This is a genomic window from Parviterribacter multiflagellatus, assembly GCF_056863265.1.
Genome location: NZ_JBXPIZ010000005.1, coordinates 128,877 through 149,533, shown reverse-complemented (window position 1 = coordinate 149,533; position 20,657 = coordinate 128,877). Strand labels below are relative to the sequence as shown.

Genomic DNA, 20,657 nt, shown 5'->3' with positions numbered 1-20,657 from the left:
ACGAACGTGCTCCGGCCGTAGCGCAGATGGCTCACAGCGTCACCTCACGCGCACGCAGGTAGCGGATCTGGACGAGCGAGACGGCCGCGACGAACAGCGCGAGCACGAGCGCGATCGCCGTGCTGTAGCCGAGCTCGCCGTAGACGAACGCCTGCTTGTAGAGGACCGTGGACAGCGTCTCGGTCGAGTAGCCGGGGCCGCCGTTGGTGGCGGCGAAGACCTGGTCGAACAGCTTGAGGCCGCCGATCGTCGAGAGCATCACGTTGACCGTGATCGCGGGTCCGAGCAGCGGCCGCGTGACGTACCAGAAGCGCTTCACCGGCCCGGCGCCGTCGAGCATCGCGGCCTCGTGCAGCTCCTTCGGGACGCCCTCCAGGCCGGCGAGGAAGATCACCATCGAGTAGCCGGCGAACTGCCACACCACCATCGCGGCGATCGCCCACAGCGCGATCGACGGGTCGCCCAGCCAGTCCTGCTGCAGCGAGTCCAGCCCGAACCAGCCGAGAACCGCGTTGAGGCCCGCGTCCGGCGCCGGGTTGTAGACGTACTTCCACAGGAACGCGACCATCACCGGGCTGACGACGACCGGCGCGAAGAAGATCACCCGCAGCAGCCCGCGCGTCCGGATGCGGGCGTGGACGCCGAGCGCCAGCAGCAGCCCGATGCCGTTCTGCACCACGACGATCGCGACCGTCAGCAGGAGCGTGTTCTTCAGCGCCCCCAGCGCGCGGTCGTCCTTCACCAGGTCGGTGAAGTTCTCCAGCCCCGTGAACTTCGCGCCCTCGCCGATGCCGCTCCAGTCGGTGAACGCGTAGACGATCCCGGCAAGGCTCGGGTACAGCACGACGAGCGCGTACACGAGCAGCGCCGGCACGATGAAGAGCCGGGGCGGCGCGCTCGCGCCCGAGCCGCGCCGGCGGCGCGCCCAGGGGCGCGCCGCCTTGGTCGCCGCCGGCGTGGCGGCGGAGACGTTCTCGACGCGGCCGCTCACAAGGCCTTCTGGTACGCCTCGTCCATCTTCTTCAACGCGCCCTGCACGTCGGTCTTGCCGCCGAGCAGCTCCTGGACGACCGCGAAGTGCGTGGGCTGCACCTCGGCGTTCGGCCAGCGCTGATCCATGAACGGGTTCGCGCGATCGTCGTTGATGAACGGCAGGAAGCTGTCCAGCGCCGGGTCGATCTTCGACGCGGAGTCGATCTTCAGCGGCACCGCGGCGATCGCCTCGGCCCACTTGTTGATGTTCTCCTGCTTGCCGAGGAACTCGGTGAACGCCTTCGCGGCCTCCACGTTCTTGCCCTTCGCGTTGACGCCGAGCCCGACGACGACGCCCGCGGGGATGCGGACCTGGTCCGCCGGGTCGGTGCCGGGGAACGGGAACATCGACAGGTCGTCGGGGGTCTTGGCCGCCTCGCGGAAGCCGGCGAGCACCGCGGAGACCTGGATGGCCATCGCGGCCTTGCCGCTCGCGACCATCGACGTCTGCTGCTCGAACGTCGTGCCGTTGACGTTCTTGTTGAAGAACCCGCGCTTCTGCAGCTCGAGGTACTTCTCCATCGCCTCGACCCAGCCCGAGTCCGCGAACGTCGCCTTGCCGGCGAGCTGCTGGTCGTCGAAGTCCGGCGTCTTCGCGTAGACCGTCGACGGGACGAGCGCGTAGTTGATCAGCTGCGTGACCCACGGCGTCTGGGCGCCGAGCGCGATCGGGACCTTGCCCTTCGCCTTGATCTTCTCGCACACGTCGAGCAGCTCCGACCACGTCGTCGGCGGCTCGACGCCCGCCTGCCGGAAGACCTTCTTGTTGTAGATCGCGCCGATGACGGTGGAGCCGGCGGAGTAGATGTAGGTCTTGCCGTCCTTCTGGAAGGCGGGCTGGAACGAGGCCGGGATGAGCTTCGTCCACGCCTGGCCGGAGAGGTCCTCGAGCAGGCCGGCCTTCGCGATCTGGGCCATCGACATCGAGCTGCCGTCGCCGGGGTAGACGACGTGCACGTCCGGCGCGTTGCCGGCGCCGAGCTGCGTGCGGACCGACGTCTGGACCTGGTCGGTCGGCGCGTAGGACGCGTTGATCTTCGTGTCCGGCGACGCCTTGGCGTACAGCTTGATCATCTCGTCGAGCGGGATCTTCTGGTCCGCCACGCCGATCATCCGCAGAGACGCGGCGCCGTCGGCGCCGCCACCGCCCGAGTTCGCGCTGCCGCCGCACGCGGCGGCGACTCCCGGCAGCGCCATCAGCGACGCGCCGCCCAGCACCTTCAGGAACTGCGCGCGGCTGGTGCGCCCGTCTTCGAGCAGCCTCTCCCAGTCACCCATCCCTCATCCTCTCCTCGTGGTCGCGGCGCCTGTGCCGCGTGTGGCTCCCGCCGTCCTGGCGGGGTCGTCTGCCGTGAAGCTGTGCCGGCCGCTGCCGACCTCGTGCGGCGGCCCGTCGTGTCCTGGCACGTGGACGGCGGCGGTCGCGCCGGGCGGGATCTCGACGTCGAGCCGCAGCTCGCCGTCCGAGCGCTCCCACCGCACCGCGATCCGCCCCCGGACCGACTCGTACGTCGCCTCGGCCCACGCCAGGTCGCCCGGCCGGGGCCGGATGACGATGCGGCGGTAGGCGACCGAGTCCGGGGCCTGGTCGATGCCGGCCAGGCCGCGGTAGAGCCACTCGCCCACGGAGCCGAGGGCGTAGTGGTTCAGCGAGTTCATCGCCGGCGCCTGGAAGCCGCGCTCGGGCGTGTAGCCGTCCCACCGCTCCCAGATCGTCGTCGCGCCGTGGCGCAGCTGGTGGCGCCACGACGGCGGCGCGACGCGCGCCAGCAGCCGGTGCGCGAGGTCGTCGCGGCCGATCGCGTCGAGCACCGGCGTGAGCAGCGCGACGCCCATGAAGCCCGTCGTCAGGTGGCCGCGCTGCTCGACCTCGGCGGCGAGGTGCGCGGCGGCCTTGGTGCGCAGCTCCGGCGGGAGCAGGTCGTACGCGAGCGCGAGCAGGTAGCCGGTCTGGGTCTCGCCCTGCACGCGGCCGTCGGCGTCGACGAACGTATCGGTGAACGTGGTGCGGATGCGCGCGGCGAGCGTGGCGTAGTGGTGCGCGATGTCGCGCTTGCCCAGCGCCTCCGCCGACCGCGCGGTCAGCTCGGCGCTGTGCGCGAAGTAGGCCGTCGCGAGCACCTCGCGCGGCACGCGCGCGTACGGCTCGGCGAGCCAGTCGCCGAAGTGCGGGCCGACCCTGTGGCGCCACACGAGATCCGGGTTGTGGCGCTCGAGGTAGTCGACCCACGCGCACATGCTCGGCAGCGCCCGCGCGAGCACGCGGTCGTCGCCGTACGTCCGGTACAGGTGCCACGGGATCAGCACGCCCGCGTCGCCCCAGCCCGGCGCGGGCTCGTCGGCGACGCCGGCCAGACGCGGCGCGACGTTGGAGAACGCGCCGTCGGGCCGCTGCGCGTCGCGGACGTCCGCCAGCCACTTCGTGAAGAACGCGGCGACGTCGGCGTTGAGGCACGCGGTGGGGAGGAAGACCTGCGCGTCGGCCGTCCAGCCCAGGCGCTCGTCGCGCTGCGGGCAGTCGGTCGGGACGCTGAGGAAGTTCGAGCGCTGGCCCCAGGCGATCGCGTGCTGGAGCCGGTTGAGCTCCTCGTCGGAGGTGCGCAGCACGCCGGCCCGCGGCGTGTCGCTGTGGAGGACGATCCCGGTGACGTCGCCCGGCTCCAGCTCGGCGAGCCCGTGGACCTCGACGTAGCGGAAGCCGTGGAAGGTGAAGCGCGGCTCGAACGTCTCGGTGTCCGCGCCGCTGGCGATCAGCACGTCGGTCGCCGCCGCCGTGCGGAGGTTGGCCGTGTAGAGCCGGCCGTCCTCGTCGAGCGTCTCCGCGTGGCGCAGGGTGATCGTGGCGCCCCGCTGCGCGCCGCGGACCGTGATGCGCACGCGGCCGGCGAAGTTCTGACCGAGGTCGACGAGGTGCGTGTGGCGGTCGAGGCGCACGACCGTGCGCGCGGGCAGCTCGTGCAGCGCGCGGACCGGCTCGTCGGGCTGGGCGACGAGGAGGCTGGTGTCGGTGTCGAGGACGGTCGCGGGCGTCCAGGCGGCGTCGCCGAAGCCGGGACGGTCCCAGCCGGGCTGCTCGGCGCGCGCGTCGAGGCACTCGCCCATCAGGAGGTCGGCGTAGACGCGCGGGCCGCGGGTGGTGCGCCAGGCGCCGTCGGTGGCGATCACCTCGCGCGTCCCGTCCGCGTGCTCGACGTGCAGCTCGGCGATCAGCTGCGGCGCGCGCCCGTAGTGCCCGCCCGCCTGACGCGCGTCGAACCCGACGAAGCCGCTGAACCAGCCGTCCGCGATCTCCGCCGCGAGCACGTTCTCGCCGGCCTGGAGCAGATCCGTGACGTCGTAGGCCTGGTACTGGACGCGGTGGCGGTAGTCGGTCCAGCCGGGCGCCAGCTCGGCGTCGCCGACCTTGGCGCCGTTGACGTGCAGCGCGTACAGCCCGCGCGCGCTCGCGTACACGCGTGCGGCGACGGGCCTGGCGGCGAGGGAGAACGTGCGGCGCAGCCGCGGGCACGGCTCCAGTCCGTACGCGGGGATCGCGACCACGCCCTCCTCGGGCGGGTCGACGACCGGGACGGCGTCGGGATCGAGGCCGATCCACGCGGCGCTCCACGCGTCGGTGGTCTGCTGGCCGGTCTCGAACCACGAGCGGGACGTCTCCGTGGCGCCGGTGTCATCCTCCACCGTGACGCTCCAGCCGTAGCGGGTCCGGGGAGCGAGCGGAGGGCCGGCGTACACGGCCGCCAGCGCGGAGGAGTCCGCGATGCGGCCGGAGTCCCACGTGCCGTCGACGACGACGCGGAACGCCACCGGGGTCGCCCCGCCGCGCGCCGGGTCCACCCGCCAGGAAAGGCGTGGCTGCGGCTCGTCGATGGCGAGCGGCGTGACCCGGTCTTCGCAGCGGAGGGACGAACATCTCACCATGTTTGAGATATCTATCGCCATCTGCTGTGATCTTGAGAATATGGACCACACCGACGAGGTGTCAAGGACGGGATCCACACGGGCGGCGACGACGCCCGGACGGGCCGCGTACGCCGGCGTGGACATCGGGACCCAGGGCGTGCGCGTCACGCTCGTCGACGAGGCGGGGACGCCGGTCGCCCATGGCGCGGCGCCGCTGCGCAGCACGCGCGGGCCGGGCCGCCGGCACGAGCAGGACGCGGCCGCGTGGTGGCTGGCGACCGTCGCGGCCTGCGCGGAGGCGACCGCCCGCGCGGACGCGAGCGGCGTCCGCGCGCTGGCGATCTGCTCGACGTCCGGGACCATCGTCGCCACCGACGCCGCCGGGCGCCCGCTCGCTCCCGCGCTGATGTACGACGACGCGCGCGGCGCCGAGCACGTCGAACGCGTCGCCGACGCCGGCGCCGAGGTGTGGGCCCGCAACGCGCTCCGGGTGCAGGGCTCGTGGGCGCTCCCGAAGATCCTCTGGCTGCTCGAGCACGTGCCCGGCGCGCGCGACGGCCGGTTCCTGCACTCCGCCGACTTCGTGCTCGCCCGGCTGGCGGGCACCCCCACCGCGACCGACGCGAGCCACGCCCTCAAGACCGGCTACGACGTCGTCTCCGGCCGCTGGCCGGACGAGACGCTGGCGCAGCTGGGCACCTCCTCCGCCCAGCTGCCCGACGTCGTCGCCCCCGGCCGGCCGGTCGGTCGCCTCGCTGCCGCCGCGGCGAAGGCGACCGGCCTGCCCGCCGGGGCAACCCTCGTCGCCGGGATGACCGACGGCTGCGCCGGGCAGATCGCCGCGGGCGCGCTGGCGCCGGGGCAGGGCGTCTCCGTGCTCGGCACGACGCTCGTGCTCAAGGCGGTCAGCGAGGAGCTGCTGCGCGACCCGCACGGCGCGGTGTACTCGCACCGCCACCCCGACGGCGGCTGGCTGCCGGGCGGGGCGTCGAACATCGGCGCCGCCGCGCTCGACGCGGTCTTCCCGCGCGACGAGCTGGCGTCGCTGGACGTGGCCGCGGGCGCGTACGAGCCGGCCGGCGCGGTGACGTACCCGCTGACCGCGCGCGGCGAGCGGTTCCCCTTCTACCGGCCCGACGCCGAGGCGTTCACGCTCGGCGCGGCGGGGTCGCGGGAGGAGCAGTACGCCGCGCTGCTGCAGGGCGTCGCGTTCGTCGAGCGGCTGAGCCTGAGCGCGCTCGCGCTGCTGGGCGCGCCGATCACCGAGCCGCTCGCGCTCACCGGCGGCGCGACGAAGAGCCGCTACTGGTGCCAGCTGCGCGCCGACGTGCTCGGGCGGCCGGTCGAGCTGCCGCGCCACCCCGAGGCCGCGGTCGGGATGGCCGTGCTGGCGGCGATGGACGGCGGGACGCTGCAGGAGACCGCGGCGCGGATGGTCCCGCCGGGGGAGCGGATCGAGCCGCGCGCCGATCGCGTCGCGCCGTTCGACGAGGCCTTCGAGCGGCTGGTCGACGGGCTGCTGCAGCGCGAGTACATCGCGCCCGAGCTCGCCGCGGGGGCGCTGTCCCCCGCATGACCGCCACGACGCTGCTGCTCTCCCGCCACGGCCGGACGGCCTGGAGCGCGCAGGGCCGCTACACGGGCTCGAGCGACGTGCCGCTCGACGAGCAGGGCCGCGCGCAGGCGGTCGAGCTGACCGCGTGGGCGGCCGGTGCCGCGCTCGACGCGGTGTGGTCCTCGCCGCTGCTGCGGGCGCGCGAGACGAGCGCCGGTGCGGCGGCCGCCGCGGGGGTGCCGCTGCAGCTCGACGACCGGCTGCGCGAGATCGACTTCGGCCGCGGCGAAGGGCTGACGAAGGACGAGATGCGGGCGGCGTTCGCCGACGACGTGCGCCGGTTCGAGATCGACCCGGCGGCGTGCCCGCTGCCCGGCGGCGAGGACCCGCGCGCCGCGGTGGCGCGGGTGAGCGAGGGGTTGCGCGAGGCCGCGGCGGCGCACCCCGGCGGGCGCGTGCTCGTGGTCGCGCACAACACGATCCTGCGCCTCGCGCTCTGCAAGCTGCTCGGCATCCCGCTGCGCGAGTACCGGCGACGGCTGCCGGCGCTGAACCACGGCGCGATCACCGAGCTGCACGTCGGCTCCCGCGCGGTCGGCCTCGTCGCGTTGAACGTCCCGCTTGCGAAGGTGCGCTCCCCGAGCGCATACGATCCGCGCTGATGAGCGGGCCACGGAAGGGATCGAGCGCGGACACGCGGCGGCAGGCCATGGCGGAGCACGTCATGCGCGGCGGCTCGGCGACCGTGGCGGATCTCGCCGCGCGGTTCGACGTCAGCGTCATGACCGTGCACCGCGACCTCGACGAGCTCGAGCGCCAGGGACTGGTGCGCAAGTACCGCGGGGGCGCGACGGCGCTGCCGTCGACGGTCTTCGAGAGCAACATCGCGTACCGGCTGTCGGCGAACCAGCCGGAGAAGGACGCGATCGCCGCGCACGTGCTCGGGCTGCTCGAGCCCGGGATGTCGGTGATGCTCGACGACTCGACGACCGCCCTGGCCGTCGCGCGGCGGCTGCACGAGGTCGGGCCGCTGACCGTCGTGACGAACTACCTCGAGGCGATCAAGCTGCTGACCGACCAGCCGGGCATCCGCCTCCTCGCGCTGGGCGGCGAGTACCACGCGTCGCACGACTCGTTCCTCGGCGTCGCCTGCGTCGACGCCATCGAGGCGATGAGCACCGACATCGTGCTCGTCTCGACGTCCGCGGTGTCGGAGCGGTTCGCGTTCCACCAGGAGCAGGAGATCGTCCTGGTGAAGCGGGCGATGCTGCGGGCCGCGCGCAAGCGGGTGCTGCTCATCGACCACACGAAGCTCGACCGGACGGCGCTGCATCGCGTCGCGGAGCTGTCGCTGTTCGACCTCGTCGTGGTGGACGAGGGCGTGCCCGCGGCGGCGCTGGAGCGGCTGCGCGAGCACCACGTGCCGGTCGAGGTCGCGCCGGCCGCGGTCATCTCAGCCTGATTTCACAATTTCACGTGATTTCGCGTTACGTCCGTGATATGACACGGACATGAGCCCGTCACCCCTGCGCGTGGTCGCCGCCGGCGACCGGTTCGTCCGACCACACTCCATCACCGCGGCGCTGCGCGACGCGCTGGCGGAGGAGGTCGACGTCGTCGAGCTGACCGGGCCGTGGCCGATCGAGCCGTTCGGGCCGGTGGCCGAGGTCGACGAGGCGTCGGGCGACGAGGACGAGCTGATCGCGGCGCTCGACGGCGCGTCGGTGGCGGTGACGCAGATGGGGCCGTTCACGGCGCGCGTGCTGGCGGCGGCGCCGGAGCTGCGGCTCGTGGTCGTGACGCGCGGCGGGCCGGTGAACGTGAACGTCGAGGCCGCGACGGCCGCGGGCGTGACGGTGTGCGCGACGCCGGGGCGCAACGCGCCGGCGGCGGCCGAGCTGGCGGTGGCTTTGACGCTGGCGGCGCTGCGGCGGCTGCCGGACGTGCACGCGACCATGCGCGCGGGCGAGTGGCGCTCGGACCTGTACGCGTACGACGTGTGCGGGGCGGAGCTCGACGGGTCGTCGGTGGGGATCGTCGGGTTCGGCGCGATCGGGCGGCGGGTCGCGGCGGTGTTCGCGGCGTTCGGCGCGTCGGTGCTCGTGCACGACCCGTTCGCGTCGGCGGACGACCTGCCGGCGGGCGCGTCGCTCGTCGCGCTCGACGAGCTCCTCACGCGGTCCTCGGTGGTCTCGCTCCACGCGCGGCTGACCGACGAGACGCGCGGGATGATCGGCGCGCGCGAGCTCGCGCTGATGCCGCGCGGATCGGTGCTGGTGAACACGGCTCGCGGCGCGCTGGTCGACGACGACGCGCTGGCCGACGCGCTGGAGTCCGGCTGGCTCGGCGGCGCGGGCCTCGACGTGTACGGGGAGGAGCCGCCCGCCGCCGACGCGCGCCTGCGCCACGCCCCGAACGTCGTCCTCGTCCCGCACCTCGCGGGTGCCACACGCCAGACCGCCGACCGCGCGATCGCGATGGCCGCCGCGGAGGTCGCCCGCTTCCGCCGCGGCGAACCGCTCGCGCACGCGATCAACCCCGCCGCGCTCCGCGCCACCGCCCGCCCGTGACCTTCGCCGCCACCCACCTCGCACCGCCTCCCCACCGATGACCTCCGCCGGCACCTCCTCCCCCCTCCTCGTCGGGCTCGATGTCGGCACCTCCGTGGTGAAGGCCGTCGGGTTCGACGGCGCGGGGGAGGTGCTCGCGGTCGAGTCGGTGCGCAGCGAGGTGCTGCGGCCGGGCGGTGCGCGGGTCGAGCAGGACGCCGAGGCGGTCGTCGCGGGCGTGTTCGCGGTGCTCGCGCGCCTGCTCGCGCGGATGCCCGCGGCGCCGGCCGTGATCGGGGTGACCGGCCAGGGCGACGGGCTGTGGCTCGTCGACGCCGAGGGCAGGGCGGCTGGTCCGGCGCTCTCGTGGATGGACGGGCGTGCGGCCTCGGTCGTTGAGCGGTGGATGGCGGACGGGACGTTCGCGGAGCTGTTCGCGCGGACGGGGAACGCGCCGTTCCCGGGCGCGGGCGCGCCCCTCCTCGCGGCGCTCGACGCCGACGAGCCGGAGCGGCTCGACGCCGCCACGACCGCGGCGCGCTGCAAGGACGTCGTCCTGCAGCGGCTCACCGGCGTCCGCGCGACCGACCCGTCGGACGCGTCGAACCTCTTCACCGACATCCGCACCGGCGTCCGCGACCCCGGCCTCCTCGCGCGTTGCGGCCTCGGCCACCGCGCGTTCCTGCTCCCGCCGGTCCTCCCCGCGCCTGGTGGTCCGCTGCTGGACGAGGCCGCCGCAGCCCTCGCCGCCGCCTCCACCACCTCCGGGCCGCGCGCCGCCGGCGTGCCCGTCGTCGCAGCGCCCTACGACCTGCCCTCCAGCGCGCTCGGCGCTGGCGTGACGGCGCCCGGCGACGGGCTCCTCATCGTCGGCACGACGCTCGCGTGCCAGGTCGTCGCGGACGCGGTCGACACGACCGGCGAAGCCGCTGGCCAGACGCTGCTCACCGGGACGCCGGGCCGCTGGCTCCGCGCGATGCCGGCGATGACCGGGACCGCGGCGCTCGACTGGGTCCTCGGGCTCGCCGGCGCGACCCACGATCAGGTCGACGCGCTCCTCGGCGAGAGCCCCGTCGGCGCGCGGGGTGTGCGGGCGCTCCCCTACCTCTCACCGGCGGGCGAGCGGGCGCCGTTCGTCGAGCCCGCCGCGCGCGGCCGTCTCGACGGCCTCGAGCTCGCGACCTCGCGCGCCGACGTCGTGCGGGCGGTCTGCGAGAGCCTCGCCTTCGCCGCGCGCCACTGCTTCGACGCCGCGGGCCTCACCGGCGAGGTCGCGGTCTGCGGCGGCGGCGCTGGCTCGCGGGCGTGGCTGCAGGTGCTTGCCGACACGCTCCAGCGCCCGCTGCGGGTCGCGCGCGGCCCGCAGGTCGGCGCGCGCGGCGCGGTGCTCGCCGCGGCCGCGGCAAGCGGCATCCCGCTCGACACCGCCGCCTGGACCGCGTCCAGCGAGACGATCGACCCCGACCCGCGCACCGCCGCGGCGATGGAGGACGGCTTCGCGCGCTACGTCGCGGACGTCGCGCGCGCCCGCACGGCGTGGGCGGACGCCCGCCCCGCCGCGACCGTCTGACGCACGCGACTACGCCGCGGCGGCCTGACCCCATCCGGCCTGCGGCGGCGGAGCCGGGAGCACGCCAGCGCGGATCTTCGCCGCGCACGGCGAGCACACGAGCACGCACTCGCGCGCCTGCGCGAACGCGTTGACGAGGCTGTCGCCACCGGCGATCGCGGACGGCTCGAGGATGACCGGGCCATCCTCGTCGCGGCGGAGGAACCGCAGATCCAGCGGGCCGCGCGGGTTGTCGCACGACGCGCATCGCCCACCCGCCGCGCTCACCAAGATGCGGTGCGTCTTGCGCACGCGCCGGACGCCGTCCTCACCGGCGCACGCCACGCACTGCCAGCGCGCCGGCCCACCGCCGACCCGCCCGAGCCGGTGCTCCGCGGCACCGTGCCTGCGGCACTCCATGACCCGCCCCGCCACGCGGAGCGGCGCGTCGACCTGCCGCCGATCGAGAGATGCGAACACGAGCTGCTCCATAAGAACATATGTTCGCCTAGGGTCCGGACGGAACATCCTCGACGCGCCCCTCCGGCTCCTCGAGCCACCCGGTGCCGAGCGGCGGACAGGGCACGAGCCCCGTCTCTATCTCGCCGTGGCAGTTCGCACAGACCAGAACGCACTTGCGCGCCTCGGCCATCGACTTCGCGAGGCCCTTGCCCGACGCCACCGACACGCCGAACTCCTTCGTCGCGGGGTCCACGTGATGGAAGTGGAGGTTCACGAGACACCGGTCGTAGCCACATACGACGCACGAGCCGCCCGCGGCGTCAACCAGCAGCTGCTTCAGCTTGCGATGTCTGCGCGTGACCGACTCGCCCACGCACCGCTTGCATCTCCAGCGCGAGCCGCGAGCACGGTCCTGGAACCACCGATGCTCTATCAGGCCATGCCTCGAGCACTCCATGAGCCGCGCCTTCCCGTCTGCGAGCGACGGACGACCAGCACGGACGAAGAACGGCTTCACCTCATCAGACACGAACGTATGTTCGCATCACGCTCGGACGTATCGGAATCCTGGACTAAGGTGTCTTTGCCCCCGTAGCCAAGCGGTCTAAGGCAGCGCACTTTTAATGCGACTAACTCGAGGGTTCGAATCCCTCCGGGGGCATCAGCGGGACCCGCCTGGCGCGGGTCCCGTGCCGTTCAGCGCGCGGCCGCCGCACCGCCCCGTGACCGCCGGCGGCGGGCGGTCTTGGTGAGCATCTCGTGGAGGAGGTCGATCGAGCGCTCGAGCTCGTCGATCGTGGCCTTCTCGACCGAGCCGATGCCGAGCTGGCGGTTGATCTCGGAGTTGATCTCGGCGTGGGTGCGGCCGTCCATGCGGCGGAGGTTCGAGACGAGCTGGTGGCGCTCCTGGCGGAGCTGAGCGCGCTTCTCGAAGGCGCTCAGCGGCGGCTCGTCCTCCACGGGCGCCGGGTCCGGGACGGCCGAGGGGAACGTCGGCGCGGACGTCACCTTCGGGCCCACGCCCGGCGTCACGCCGAACGCCTCCGCGGCGGCGATCGCGCCCGGCGACAGGCCGGCCGCCGGGTCCTTCTCGGGCTCCGGCTCGCCGAAGCCCACCCCGCCGAACAGGTCCATCTGCGGCGCGACCTCGGCCTTGAGCGGCACGAAGCCCATGTCGGACGGCTCGTTCTCCTCGCGCTGCGCGCGCTCGAGGAGATCGTCGTCGAGCAGGCCCTCTTCCTCGCCGGTCGTCCCGTCATCGGCGGGCCGCAGCGAGTGGCGCAGCTCGCTCTCCAGGTCGGTCGCCAGCGCGCGCAGGCCGCGGTCGGCCGGCAGGAAGACCCACGCGTCCTCGCGCGGGCGCCCGGGGATGACGCGCACGAACCGACCGACGATCTGGCGGAAGATCATCGGCGTCTTGGCCACGGTCGCGTACACGCCCACGCGCAGGCGCGGGATGTCGACGCCCTCGGAGACCATGTTCACCGCGACGATCCACGGCTCGGTCGACCGCCGGAACGCGTCGAGCTTCTTGTGCGCGCCCGCCTCGGTGTGGAGCACGACGGTCGGGACCGTCCCGGTGATCTCCCGCAGCGCCTTGGCCACCGCGCGCGCGTGCGAGGAATCCGCTGTGACGACCAGGCCGCCCGCGTCGGGGTGCCCGTTCAGCCGCTCGTGCATGAGCCGCTCGTGCGCCCCGCGGAGGATCTTCGGCAGGCCGTCGGGCAGCTCGGTGGAGATCGCCGTCCGGTACCGCCGGCCGGCCTCCTTCTTGGTGAGCACCTCGTCGAACGTGGTCTCGATGACGTCGTCGCCCGACTGCCACTGCAGCGTCCCGTCGTACGGCACGAACGTCACGCGCCGGCAGACGCCGTCGCGGATCGCGTCCGCGTACGAGTACGACACGTCCGGCACGCACTCCCCGCCGTCGTACTTCACGCCCGGGATGGCGCTCTGGTCCGACCGGAACGGCGTGCCGGAGAGCAGCAGCCAGCGCGCGGCGGAGCCGAACGCCTGCTTGAAGCCGGCGCCCCAGGCGAGATCCTCGCCCAGGTGGTGCGCCTCGTCGGCGATGATCAGCGTGCCGGGCGAGCAGGTCTTGGCGTACTCGGCGGCGCCGATGGCGACGCGCGCGTACGTGAGGGCGACGCCCTGGAAGTCGCCGGGCGGACGCAGCGTCGGCGCGTCCGGGAGCAGATGGAGGCCGACCCGGGCGGCAGCGCGCGCCCACTGGCGCGTCAGCGGCGACGTCGGGCACACGACCGCCACCCGCTTGATGCGCCCCGCGCGCAGCTCCTGCGCGGCGAAGGTGAGCGAGGGGATCGTCTTGCCCGCACCGGGTGCGGCGGAGATGAGGAAGGAGCCTTCCGACCAGTCGGCCATGGCCTCCAGGGCACGGGCCTGCCAGTCGCGAAGGGTGGGTCCGGGAACCGTCACGAGCGGGCCATGGTCCGATACGGATCGGACGGACCCGCGGGTTTCCCGCAAGGTGCGGGAAGGCGCCGCTACGGCTCAGTAGCCGCCCGCGTCGGAGGACCCGCCGGTGAGGCCGGGCGACGTGTTCGTCGTCGACTGGCCGCCGATCGGCTCCTTCTGCCCCTGGTTCCCGCTCTCCGGGTTCTCGCGGTCGTTGCAGCCCGCCGCCAGCCCCGCGCCGGACGCGCCGAGGACGAACGCGGCGACCGCCGCTGTCAGCTTTCTCGTCGTCACCCCGTGGGGCTACCCAGCCCCACGGGACGACGGACGAAGCTCAATGCTTGAAGTGGCGCTTGCGGGTGAAGACCATCGCCACGCCCGCCTTGTCGGCGGCGGCGATGACCTCCTCGTCGCGGACCGAGCCGCCCGGCTGGATGATCGCGGTGACGCCCGCCTCGATCGCCAGCTCCGGCCCGTCGGCGAACGGGAAGAACGCGTCGGACGCCAGCGCGGCGCCCTCCAGCGAGTCGGCCTGCGACTTCTCCACCGCCAGGCGCACCGAGTCGACGCGCGACATCTGGCCCGCGCCGATGCCGACGGTCGCGAGGTCCTTCGCGAGCACGATCGCGTTCGACTTGACGTGCTTGCAGACCTTCCAGCCGAAGAGCAGCTCACCCCACTCGGCCTCGGTCGGCTGGCGCTGGGTGACGACCTCCATGTCCTCGCGCTCGGCGAGGTCGGCGTCGCGGTCCTGCACGAGCAGGCCACCGAGCACCTGGCGGACGTCGCGCTCCCCCACGAGCGGGACGCGCCGCTCGTTGTCCTCGAGGATGCGCAGGTTCTTCTTCTGCTGGAGCACCTCGAGCGCCGCGTCGTCGAAGCCCGGCGCGAAGATGACCTCCATGAACTGCTGGGAGAGCTTCTCGGCGAAGGCGCGGTCGACCGTGCGGTTGACGACGATGATGCCGCCGAACGCGCTGATCGGGTCGCACGCGTACGCGCGCTCGTAGGCCTCCTGGCCGGTCCGCCCGACCGCCACGCCGCACGGGTTGTTGTGCTTGACGATCACGCACGCCGGCACGCTGAACTCGCGCGCGATGCGGCGGGCGCTGTCGAGGTCGAGCAGGTTGTTGTACGAGAGCTGCTTGCCGTGGTGCTGCTTGACCATCGACAGCACGTGCATGCGCGCGCTGACCTCGGTGTAGTACGCCGCCCGCTGGTGCGGGTTCTCGCCGTACGGGAGGTCGAGCACCTTCTCGAAGGCGCGCACGTAGAGGTCCGGGAAGTCCTCCTCCTTCTCCGCGAACCAGCGCGCGATGGAGGTGTCGTACCGGGCGGTGTAGGCGAAGGCCTCGGCCGCGAGCGACTCGCGCGTCTGGAAGGAGATCGCGCCCTCGCCCATCCGCAGCTCCTCCAGCACCGCGTCGTACGACGCGGGCGAGGTGACGACCGTCGCGTACGCGTGGTTCTTCGCCGCCGCGCGGATCATCGTCGGGCCGCCGATGTCGATGTTCTCGATCACCTCGCCGTCAGACACACCGCGGCGGCCCGCGGTCTGCTCGAACGGGTAGAGGTTCACGCAGACCAGGTCGACCGGCTCGATGCCGTGCTCGCTGAGCGCCTCGGCGTGCGCCGGGGCGTCGCGGACGGCGAGCAGCCCCGCGTAGAGCTTGGGATGGAGGGTCTTGACCCGGCCGTCCATGATCTCGGGGAAGCCGGTGTATTCGTCGATGGCCCGGACGGTCAGCCCGGCCTCGGTCAGCTCCCGGGCCGTCCCGCCCGTGGAGACGAGCTCGACGCCGAGCTCTGCCAGCCCTCGCGCGAAGTCCACCACGCCCGTCTTGTCGGAGACGGACAGCAGGGCGCGCCGCACCTCCACGGGTCCAGGGGCCTGCGCCGGGGCGATCTCAGGATGCGCCACGGCGCGGAGGATATGCGCTCGGGTGTCGGAGAGCCGCGCCACGGGAAGTGGGACGCCATGAGCGAGCGCGAGCAGCCGGACGCCGAGCGGGCGATGGAGCGCGAGGGCGACGAGATGGAGGAGCGGCTCGACGAGGTCGGCGAGCACCTCGACGAGGCCAAGGCGAAGGCCGCCGACCCGCCGATGGAGCCCGACGAGGGCGTCACGGGCGACTGGGAGGGCGAGGCGACCGGCTCGTCGCAGGGCGAGGACGCGAAGGACACGGAAAGCGGAGGGTGACCCTCCACTCCCTAGACTGACGGGTGTGCCGACCGAGTCCCGCCCGCTCCGCGCCGACGCCGCGCGCAACCGCGCGTTGATCGTCGCGGCGGCGCGCGAGCTCTTCGCGGAGAAGGGCATCGGGGTGGGGCTCGAGGAGATCGCGCGCCACGCGGGCGTCGGCATCGGGACGGTCTACCGCCGGTTCCCCGACAAGGAGCAGCTCATCGACGAGCTGTTCGCCGAGCGGATGACCGCCGTCGCCGGCCTGCTCGAGGTCGCCGCGGCGGAGCCCGACGAGCTCGCCGCCGTGCGCGGGATGGTGCACGGCCTGCACGAGCATCTGGCCACCGACCGGGCGCTGCGGGCGCTGCTGCTGGAGGCCGGGCCGGACCGGTTCGCCGAGATCAAGGCGCAGATCCGGCCACTGGCGAGCGTGATCGTCAAGCGCGCGCAGGCGGCCGGGATCGTGCGCGCCGACATCACCGAGAACGACTTCGCGCTGACCGGCGTGATGGTCGGCGCGGTCGCGGACGCGACGCGCCCGGCGCGCCCCGAGGCGTGGCGCCGCTACAGCGAGATCGTCCTGCGCGGGATGTTGACGCCGGCCGCGCAGGCCGAGCTCACCGAGCCGCCCCTCAGCGACGCGGAGACGGACGTCGCGATGACGCGCTTCTAGACGCGCCAGAAGTGGAGGGCGCCCCTCCAGTTGGGTGCTACCGTGCCGATGAAGAAGTTGAGGATCTCCCTCCACTTCCATCTCCGCACCTCTCCGCCGAAGGCCCATGACCGACACGCACCACAACCCGCACCACGAGCGCCGATGGCTCGTGCTGGCCGTCCTGGGCATCGCCCAGCTGATGGTCGTCCTCGACGCGACGATCGTGAACGTCGCCCTGCCCAGCGCCCAGGAGTCGCTCGGGTTCTCTGACGAGAACCGCCAGTGGATCGTCACGGCCTACGCGCTGGCGTTCGGCTCGCTGCTCCTCCTCGGCGGCCGGCTCGGCGATCTCGTCGGCCGCAAGCGCGTCTTCATCGTCGGCCTGGCGGGCTTCGCCGTGGCGTCCGCGATCGGCGGCGCCGCGCAGTCGTTCGAGGTGCTCGTCGCCGCCCGCGCGCTGCAGGGCGTCTTCGGCGCGCTGCTCGCCCCGGCCGCGCTCTCGCTCCTGACCACGACGTTCACCGACCCGGCCGAGCGCGGTAAGGCGTTCGGCGTCTTCGGCGCGATCGCCGGCTCCGGCGCCGCCGTCGGCCTGCTCCTCGGCGGCGTGCTCACCGAGTACCTGTCGTGGCGCTGGGTGATGTTCGTCAACCTCGCGTTCGCGGCGCCCGCGATCTTCGGCGCGCTCGCGCTGATGCACCACGACGTGATCGGCGCGCGTCCGCGCATCGACGTGCCGGGCACGGTCACCGCGACGGTCGGCCTGTTCGCGATCGTCTACGGCTTCTCGCAGGCCGAGCGCACGAGCTGGGGCGACGGCGCGACGATCGGCTTCCTCGTCGCCGGCGTCGTGCTGCTCGTCGCCTTCACCGCGCTCCAGCGCCGCGTCAGCCACCCGCTCCTGCCGCTGCGCGTGCTGCTCGACCGCGACCGCGGCGGCTCCTACCTCGCGATGGGGATCAGCGGCGCCGGCATGTTCGGCGTGTTCCTCTTCCTCACGTTCTTCCTCCAGCAGAACCTCGGCTACACGCCCGTGAAGACCGGCCTCGCGTTCCTGCCGATGTGCTTCGCGATCATGGGCGTCGCGACGTACACGACCACCAGCGTCCTCGGGCGCACCGGCCCCAAGCCGCTGATCACGCTCGGCATGCTGCTCGCCGCGGTCGGCATGGTGCTGCTGACCGGCATCGACGCCGACGTCGCGTACGTGAGCGGCATCCTCCCCGGCATCATGCTGTTCGGCGCCGGGCTCGGCCTGATCTTCGCGCCCGCGATGGCGAGCGCCACGTACGGCGTCCGGTCCGACGACGCGGGCGTCGCGTCGGCGATGGTGAACACCGCGCAGCAGGTCGGCGGCTCGATCGGCACCGCGCTGCTGTCGACGCTCGTCGCGGACGCGATCAGCAGCAAGGTCGAGGGCGTCCAGCCGACGCCGCAGCTGCTGAGCGAGGCGACGATCCACGGCTACACCACCGCGTTCTGGTGGTCGGCCGGGATCTTCCTCGTCGGCGCGGTCGTCTGCGGCGTGGTCCTGCGCGCGGGCGCGCAGGAGCTGGACCCGGACGCGGCGCCGGCCCTGGCGCACTAGCCCCGGAGCCCGTAGCCTCGCCCGCACCGTGGGCGAGGCGATCGGGGCACCCGGGCGGGCCGTGCGGTCGCCGGCGGCGATCACGCTGCTGATGGTGGTGCCGCTCGCGCTGCTCGTCGCGTTCGCGATGGGGCGCGTCGCGGCGCCGGCCGGGCTGCTCGGGCTGGTGTTCGACGAGCCGCGCGACTTCGGGCTGTTCGCGCTCGCGTTCACCGTGGTGACGCTGGTGCTGATGGCGATCCCCGCGGTCGACGCATTCGCCGGGCGGGTCCTCAACCGCGCGCGCGAGCCGACGGCGGCGGAGCGCGCGCGACTGGAGCCGTTGCTCGCCGGCGTGGCGCGCGACGCGGGGATGGACCCCGCGCGGCTGCACCTCGTGGTCCAGGACAGCGAGGGGATCAACGCGGCAGCCGGCGGCGGGCGGCTCCTGTTCGTCACGCGCGGGGCCCTGCGGCTCCCCGACGACACGCTCGCGGCGGTGCTCGCGCACGAGCTCGGCCATCACCGCGACCTCTTCCCCGTCGTCGGCGTCCTGATCTGGTGGGTGCGCCTGCCGACGATGCCGCTGCGGTGGGCGGCCGGCGCGCTGCGGCGCGCGATCGGGCGGCTCGGCGCGCGGCTCGGCCGGCTCGGCGCGCTGCTGGCGGTGCCGCTCCAGCTCCTCGTGCTGATCGTGCAGCTCAACCTGCTGTGGCTCGTCTACGTCGCGGAGCTGCTCGCCGCTTGGCTGTCGCGGCTGAGCGAGCTGCGCGCCGACCGGCACGCGGCGGACTGGGGCTACGCCGCGCCGCTCGCGGACATGCTCGCGTTCTCCGCCGCGCACGAGCCGCCGCAGGGCCGGCTCGCCCGGCTGCTCGACGACCACCCGCCGTCCGCGGACCGCATCGCGGCGCTGGGGGCGCTCACGCCGCTGCCGGCAGCCGCGGGGTGAACGGCAGCACCTCGTCGGCGCCCGGCTGGACGATCAGCGCGCTGCCGATCGGCACCTCCTCCCACACCCCCGGCAGGTCGCCGAGCGGCTCGGAGACGACGACGCGGCACTCGGCGGAGAGGTCGCGGAAGCGCGGGTTGTCGGGGTACATCGCGCGGACCGCGGTGGCGTCGGCGGAGACGAAGAGCGAGTTGACCACGGGCCCGCTCGCGTACCGCGCCGCGTAGACGCGCTCGCCGTCGCTGACCGCGACCGTCATCTGGAGCGGCTCCTCGCTCCCCGCGCGGTGGCCGACGTCCTCGACGAACCCGGCCATCCGCTCAAGCGCACCGATCGGGTCGTCCTGGAGCCCGAACGTGATCGCGAGGTGGAAGAGCAGCTCGGTGTCGGTCGTCCCGACGATGGTGGGGAACAGGTCGGGCCGCACCGCCAGCATCAGCTCGCGCCGCACCTCGTGGTGCTTGTCGATGAACCCGTTGTGCGCGAACAGCCAGCGGCCGTGGCGGAACGGGTGGCAGTTGGACTGCTCCACCGGCGTCCCCGTCGCCGCGCGCACGTGCGCGATGAACAGCGGCGACTCGATCTGGTGCGCGAGCTCGCGCAGGTTGCGGTCACCCCACGCCGGCGTGAAGCTCCGGTACAGGCCGGGCTCGGGCTGCGACCCGTACCACCCCAGCCCGAACCCGTCCGCGTTCGGATGCCCTCCGGCCAGCCGGTCCCGCCGGCTCTGCGCCACGAGCGAGTTCTGCGCCTCGTACAGCAGCGCCTCGGGGCGGATCGGGTTGCCGTAGTACGCGAGCCAGCGACACATGTGGTCGAGTCTCCCGGGCGCCCGCGCGCGCCGCCTCGCCCGGATGGGGTGATCACGCTGTGCGGCGGAGCGACGCGACCAGGCCCGCGCACGCCTCCTCGGCGTCGGCCGTGCGGGCGTGCGGCCGGCGCAGCTGGTCGACGTAGACCGCCACCTCGTCGAGGTCCCAGCGGAGCGCGTACAACGCCAGCGCCGCCGGGTCCGGGCGCCGGCCGCCCGCGGCGACGTACGCGTCGAACGGCCCGCCCTCGCCGGCGACGCCCCAGAGGTCGCGCTCGGGCAGCGCGACGGCCACCGTGTCCCAGTCGACGAGCACCGGCTCCGCCTCCGCGACGAGGACGTTGCCGCGGTGCGGTTCGCCGTGCGTCAGCACCGGGGCCGCGTCGCGGAGCGTGCCGGCGAGCCGCTCGAGGTCGGCCAGCCGCCGGCGCACGGCGTCGGCGTGGCGCGCGAGCGCGGCGTGGGCGTCGGGCGAGAGCGGGCCGGCGTTCCACGGCCGGTCGAGCGCGGCGAGCGCGTCCTCGAGCCGCGGGCGCGTGGCGGGCACGAGCGGCAGGTGCGGCACGCCGGCAGGGGCGGGCGTTGCGTGGAGCCGGGCGAGCACCGCCAGGACGGCGTCGCGGTCACGCGGCGTGTACGGGTCGTCGAACCGGCCCGGCGCGCCGTCGCGTTCGGCGAACACGCTGACGCCGTACCGCGCGCCGAGCGGCAGCACCGTCGCACCGCCGGGCGCGCGTCGCGGCGCCGCGACGAACGTCAGACCGCAGCGCTCGTGCAGCGTGGCCGCCGCGTCCATGGCCGTTCGCAGCCGGTCGAGGCCCGCCGCCGTGTCGCCGCCCGGGTCCTTCGTCGCGAGCTCCGCGACCGTCACGAACCACCGGGCGCCCTTCGCGTCGACCGCGCGCCAGTGGTGGTCGCCGAACCCGACCGGCAGGTGGTCGAGCGTCCGCACGTCGATGCTCCAGGCGTGCAGAGCCGCACGCAGCGTCGACGGGTCGAGGTCGGGCGGTGGCTCGTGCACGGAC

Annotated in this window: 19 protein-coding genes and 1 tRNA gene; 10 read left to right on the top strand and 10 right to left on the bottom strand. The window is 73.9% G+C overall.

What is annotated here, in order from left to right; all coding sequences use genetic code 11:
* Positions 1-31 precede the first annotated feature (31 nt).
* The 3 genes from AC1UE5_RS12280 to AC1UE5_RS12270 are packed head-to-tail and all read right to left on the bottom strand — an operon-like array spanning position 32 to position 4,950.
* Entirely contained in the window at positions 32-991 is a 960-nt protein-coding gene (locus AC1UE5_RS12280) for a carbohydrate ABC transporter permease (RefSeq protein ID WP_482923645.1), read from the bottom strand.
* Positions 988-2,310, bottom strand: a complete 1,323-nt coding sequence (locus AC1UE5_RS12275) for an extracellular solute-binding protein (RefSeq protein ID WP_482923643.1) — start codon at positions 2,308-2,310, stop codon at positions 988-990. The genes AC1UE5_RS12280 and AC1UE5_RS12275 overlap by 4 nt, the downstream gene beginning before the upstream one ends.
* A gap of 3 nt (positions 2,311-2,313) precedes the next feature.
* Positions 2,314-4,950, bottom strand: a complete 2,637-nt coding sequence (locus AC1UE5_RS12270) for a glycoside hydrolase family 78 protein (RefSeq protein WP_482923641.1) — start codon at positions 4,948-4,950, stop codon at positions 2,314-2,316.
* Positions 4,951-5,068: 118 nt separating this feature from the next.
* Between AC1UE5_RS12270 and AC1UE5_RS12265 the strand changes: the two genes are divergently transcribed.
* The 5 genes from AC1UE5_RS12265 to AC1UE5_RS12245 are packed head-to-tail and all read left to right on the top strand — an operon-like array spanning position 5,069 to position 10,606.
* Positions 5,069-6,508: an FGGY-family carbohydrate kinase gene (locus AC1UE5_RS12265; protein WP_482923639.1), complete on the top strand. Its 1,440-nt coding sequence runs from the start codon at positions 5,069-5,071 to the stop codon at positions 6,506-6,508.
* The gene (locus tag AC1UE5_RS12260; RefSeq protein WP_482923637.1) at positions 6,505-7,149 is read left to right on the top strand and encodes a histidine phosphatase family protein; all 645 of its coding nucleotides are present in this window, start codon (positions 6,505-6,507) and stop codon (positions 7,147-7,149) included. Before AC1UE5_RS12265 ends, AC1UE5_RS12260 begins: the two co-directional genes overlap by 4 nt.
* Complete coding sequence (locus AC1UE5_RS12255; protein ID WP_482923635.1) at positions 7,149-7,949, top strand: DeoR/GlpR family DNA-binding transcription regulator; 801 nt, start codon at positions 7,149-7,151, stop codon at positions 7,947-7,949. Before AC1UE5_RS12260 ends, AC1UE5_RS12255 begins: the two co-directional genes overlap by 1 nt.
* Positions 7,950-7,998: 49 nt before the next feature.
* Positions 7,999-9,057, top strand: a complete 1,059-nt coding sequence (locus AC1UE5_RS12250; RefSeq protein ID WP_482923633.1) for an NAD(P)-dependent oxidoreductase — start codon at positions 7,999-8,001, stop codon at positions 9,055-9,057.
* A 37-nt stretch (positions 9,058-9,094) separates the two neighbouring features.
* On the top strand, positions 9,095-10,606 hold the full coding sequence (locus tag AC1UE5_RS12245) for an FGGY family carbohydrate kinase (protein WP_482923631.1): 1,512 nt from the start codon (positions 9,095-9,097) through the stop codon (positions 10,604-10,606).
* Between the two features lie 9 nt (positions 10,607-10,615).
* Here the strand turns inward: AC1UE5_RS12245 and AC1UE5_RS12240 are convergent, their stop codons facing one another.
* Entirely contained in the window at positions 10,616-11,065 is a 450-nt protein-coding gene (locus AC1UE5_RS12240; RefSeq protein ID WP_482923629.1) for a hypothetical protein, read from the bottom strand.
* A 28-nt stretch (positions 11,066-11,093) separates the two neighbouring features.
* Positions 11,094-11,420, bottom strand: coding sequence for a hypothetical protein (locus AC1UE5_RS12235; protein ID WP_482923627.1), 327 nt, complete (start codon positions 11,418-11,420; stop codon positions 11,094-11,096).
* A 212-nt stretch (positions 11,421-11,632) separates the two neighbouring features.
* Here AC1UE5_RS12235 and AC1UE5_RS12230 point away from each other — a divergent pair.
* A tRNA-Lys gene (locus tag AC1UE5_RS12230) sits at positions 11,633-11,708 on the top strand.
* A gap of 35 nt (positions 11,709-11,743) precedes the next feature.
* Here the strand turns inward: AC1UE5_RS12230 and AC1UE5_RS12225 are convergent.
* From AC1UE5_RS12225 to purH, 3 genes are all read right to left on the bottom strand, one after another.
* Positions 11,744-13,483, bottom strand: coding sequence for a DEAD/DEAH box helicase (locus AC1UE5_RS12225; RefSeq protein WP_482923625.1), 1,740 nt, complete (start codon positions 13,481-13,483; stop codon positions 11,744-11,746).
* A 75-nt stretch (positions 13,484-13,558) separates the two neighbouring features.
* Positions 13,559-13,756 carry a hypothetical protein gene (locus tag AC1UE5_RS12220; protein WP_482923623.1) on the bottom strand — a complete coding sequence of 66 codons (198 nt, stop codon included), beginning with the start codon at positions 13,754-13,756 and terminating at the stop codon, positions 13,559-13,561.
* Between the two features lie 40 nt (positions 13,757-13,796).
* Entirely contained in the window at positions 13,797-15,341 is a 1,545-nt protein-coding gene (gene purH, locus AC1UE5_RS12215; protein ID WP_482924237.1) for a bifunctional phosphoribosylaminoimidazolecarboxamide formyltransferase/IMP cyclohydrolase, read from the bottom strand.
* A 99-nt stretch (positions 15,342-15,440) separates the two neighbouring features.
* On the opposite strand from purH, the gene AC1UE5_RS12210 reads away from it, so the two are divergent.
* The 4 genes from AC1UE5_RS12210 (at position 15,441) to AC1UE5_RS12195 (ending at position 18,821) form a co-directional block, all read left to right on the top strand.
* Entirely contained in the window at positions 15,441-15,662 is a 222-nt protein-coding gene (locus AC1UE5_RS12210) for a hypothetical protein (RefSeq protein ID WP_482923621.1), read from the top strand.
* A gap of 25 nt (positions 15,663-15,687) precedes the next feature.
* A complete protein-coding gene (locus AC1UE5_RS12205; RefSeq protein ID WP_482923619.1) occupies positions 15,688-16,320 on the top strand; it encodes a TetR/AcrR family transcriptional regulator in 633 nt (210 codons plus the stop codon).
* A gap of 106 nt (positions 16,321-16,426) precedes the next feature.
* On the top strand, positions 16,427-17,890 hold the full coding sequence (locus AC1UE5_RS12200) for an MFS transporter (protein WP_482923617.1): 1,464 nt from the start codon (positions 16,427-16,429) through the stop codon (positions 17,888-17,890).
* Between the two features lie 28 nt (positions 17,891-17,918).
* On the top strand, positions 17,919-18,821 hold the full coding sequence (locus AC1UE5_RS12195) for a M48 family metalloprotease (RefSeq protein ID WP_482923615.1): 903 nt from the start codon (positions 17,919-17,921) through the stop codon (positions 18,819-18,821).
* Here AC1UE5_RS12195 and AC1UE5_RS12190 read toward each other — a convergent pair.
* Positions 18,793-19,632 carry a class II glutamine amidotransferase gene (locus tag AC1UE5_RS12190; RefSeq protein ID WP_482923613.1) on the bottom strand — a complete coding sequence of 280 codons (840 nt, stop codon included), beginning with the start codon at positions 19,630-19,632 and terminating at the stop codon, positions 18,793-18,795. The two genes, AC1UE5_RS12195 and AC1UE5_RS12190, sit on opposite strands and share 29 nt — an antisense overlap.
* 52 nt (positions 19,633-19,684) lie before the next feature.
* On the bottom strand, positions 19,685-20,653 hold the full coding sequence (locus AC1UE5_RS12185; RefSeq protein ID WP_482923612.1) for an aminoglycoside phosphotransferase/kinase family protein: 969 nt from the start codon (positions 20,651-20,653) through the stop codon (positions 19,685-19,687).
* Between the last annotated feature and the right edge of the window lie 4 nt (positions 20,654-20,657).

Coding starts and splice junctions, on each gene's coding strand:
- AC1UE5_RS12245 (WP_482923631.1), top strand. CDS start 9,095: ATGACCTCCGCCGGCACCTCCTCCCCCCTCCTCGTCGGGCTCGATGTC.
- AC1UE5_RS12270 (WP_482923641.1), bottom strand. CDS start 4,950: ATGGTGAGATGTTCGTCCCTCCGCTGCGAAGACCGGGTCACGCCGCTC.
- AC1UE5_RS12210 (WP_482923621.1), top strand. CDS start 15,441: ATGAGCGAGCGCGAGCAGCCGGACGCCGAGCGGGCGATGGAGCGCGAG.
- AC1UE5_RS12190 (WP_482923613.1), bottom strand. CDS start 19,632: ATGTGTCGCTGGCTCGCGTACTACGGCAACCCGATCCGCCCCGAGGCG.
- AC1UE5_RS12250 (WP_482923633.1), top strand. CDS start 7,999: ATGAGCCCGTCACCCCTGCGCGTGGTCGCCGCCGGCGACCGGTTCGTC.
- AC1UE5_RS12200 (WP_482923617.1), top strand. CDS start 16,427: ATGACCGACACGCACCACAACCCGCACCACGAGCGCCGATGGCTCGTG.
- AC1UE5_RS12260 (WP_482923637.1), top strand. CDS start 6,505: ATGACCGCCACGACGCTGCTGCTCTCCCGCCACGGCCGGACGGCCTGG.
- AC1UE5_RS12275 (WP_482923643.1), bottom strand. CDS start 2,310: ATGGGTGACTGGGAGAGGCTGCTCGAAGACGGGCGCACCAGCCGCGCG.
- AC1UE5_RS12255 (WP_482923635.1), top strand. CDS start 7,149: ATGAGCGGGCCACGGAAGGGATCGAGCGCGGACACGCGGCGGCAGGCC.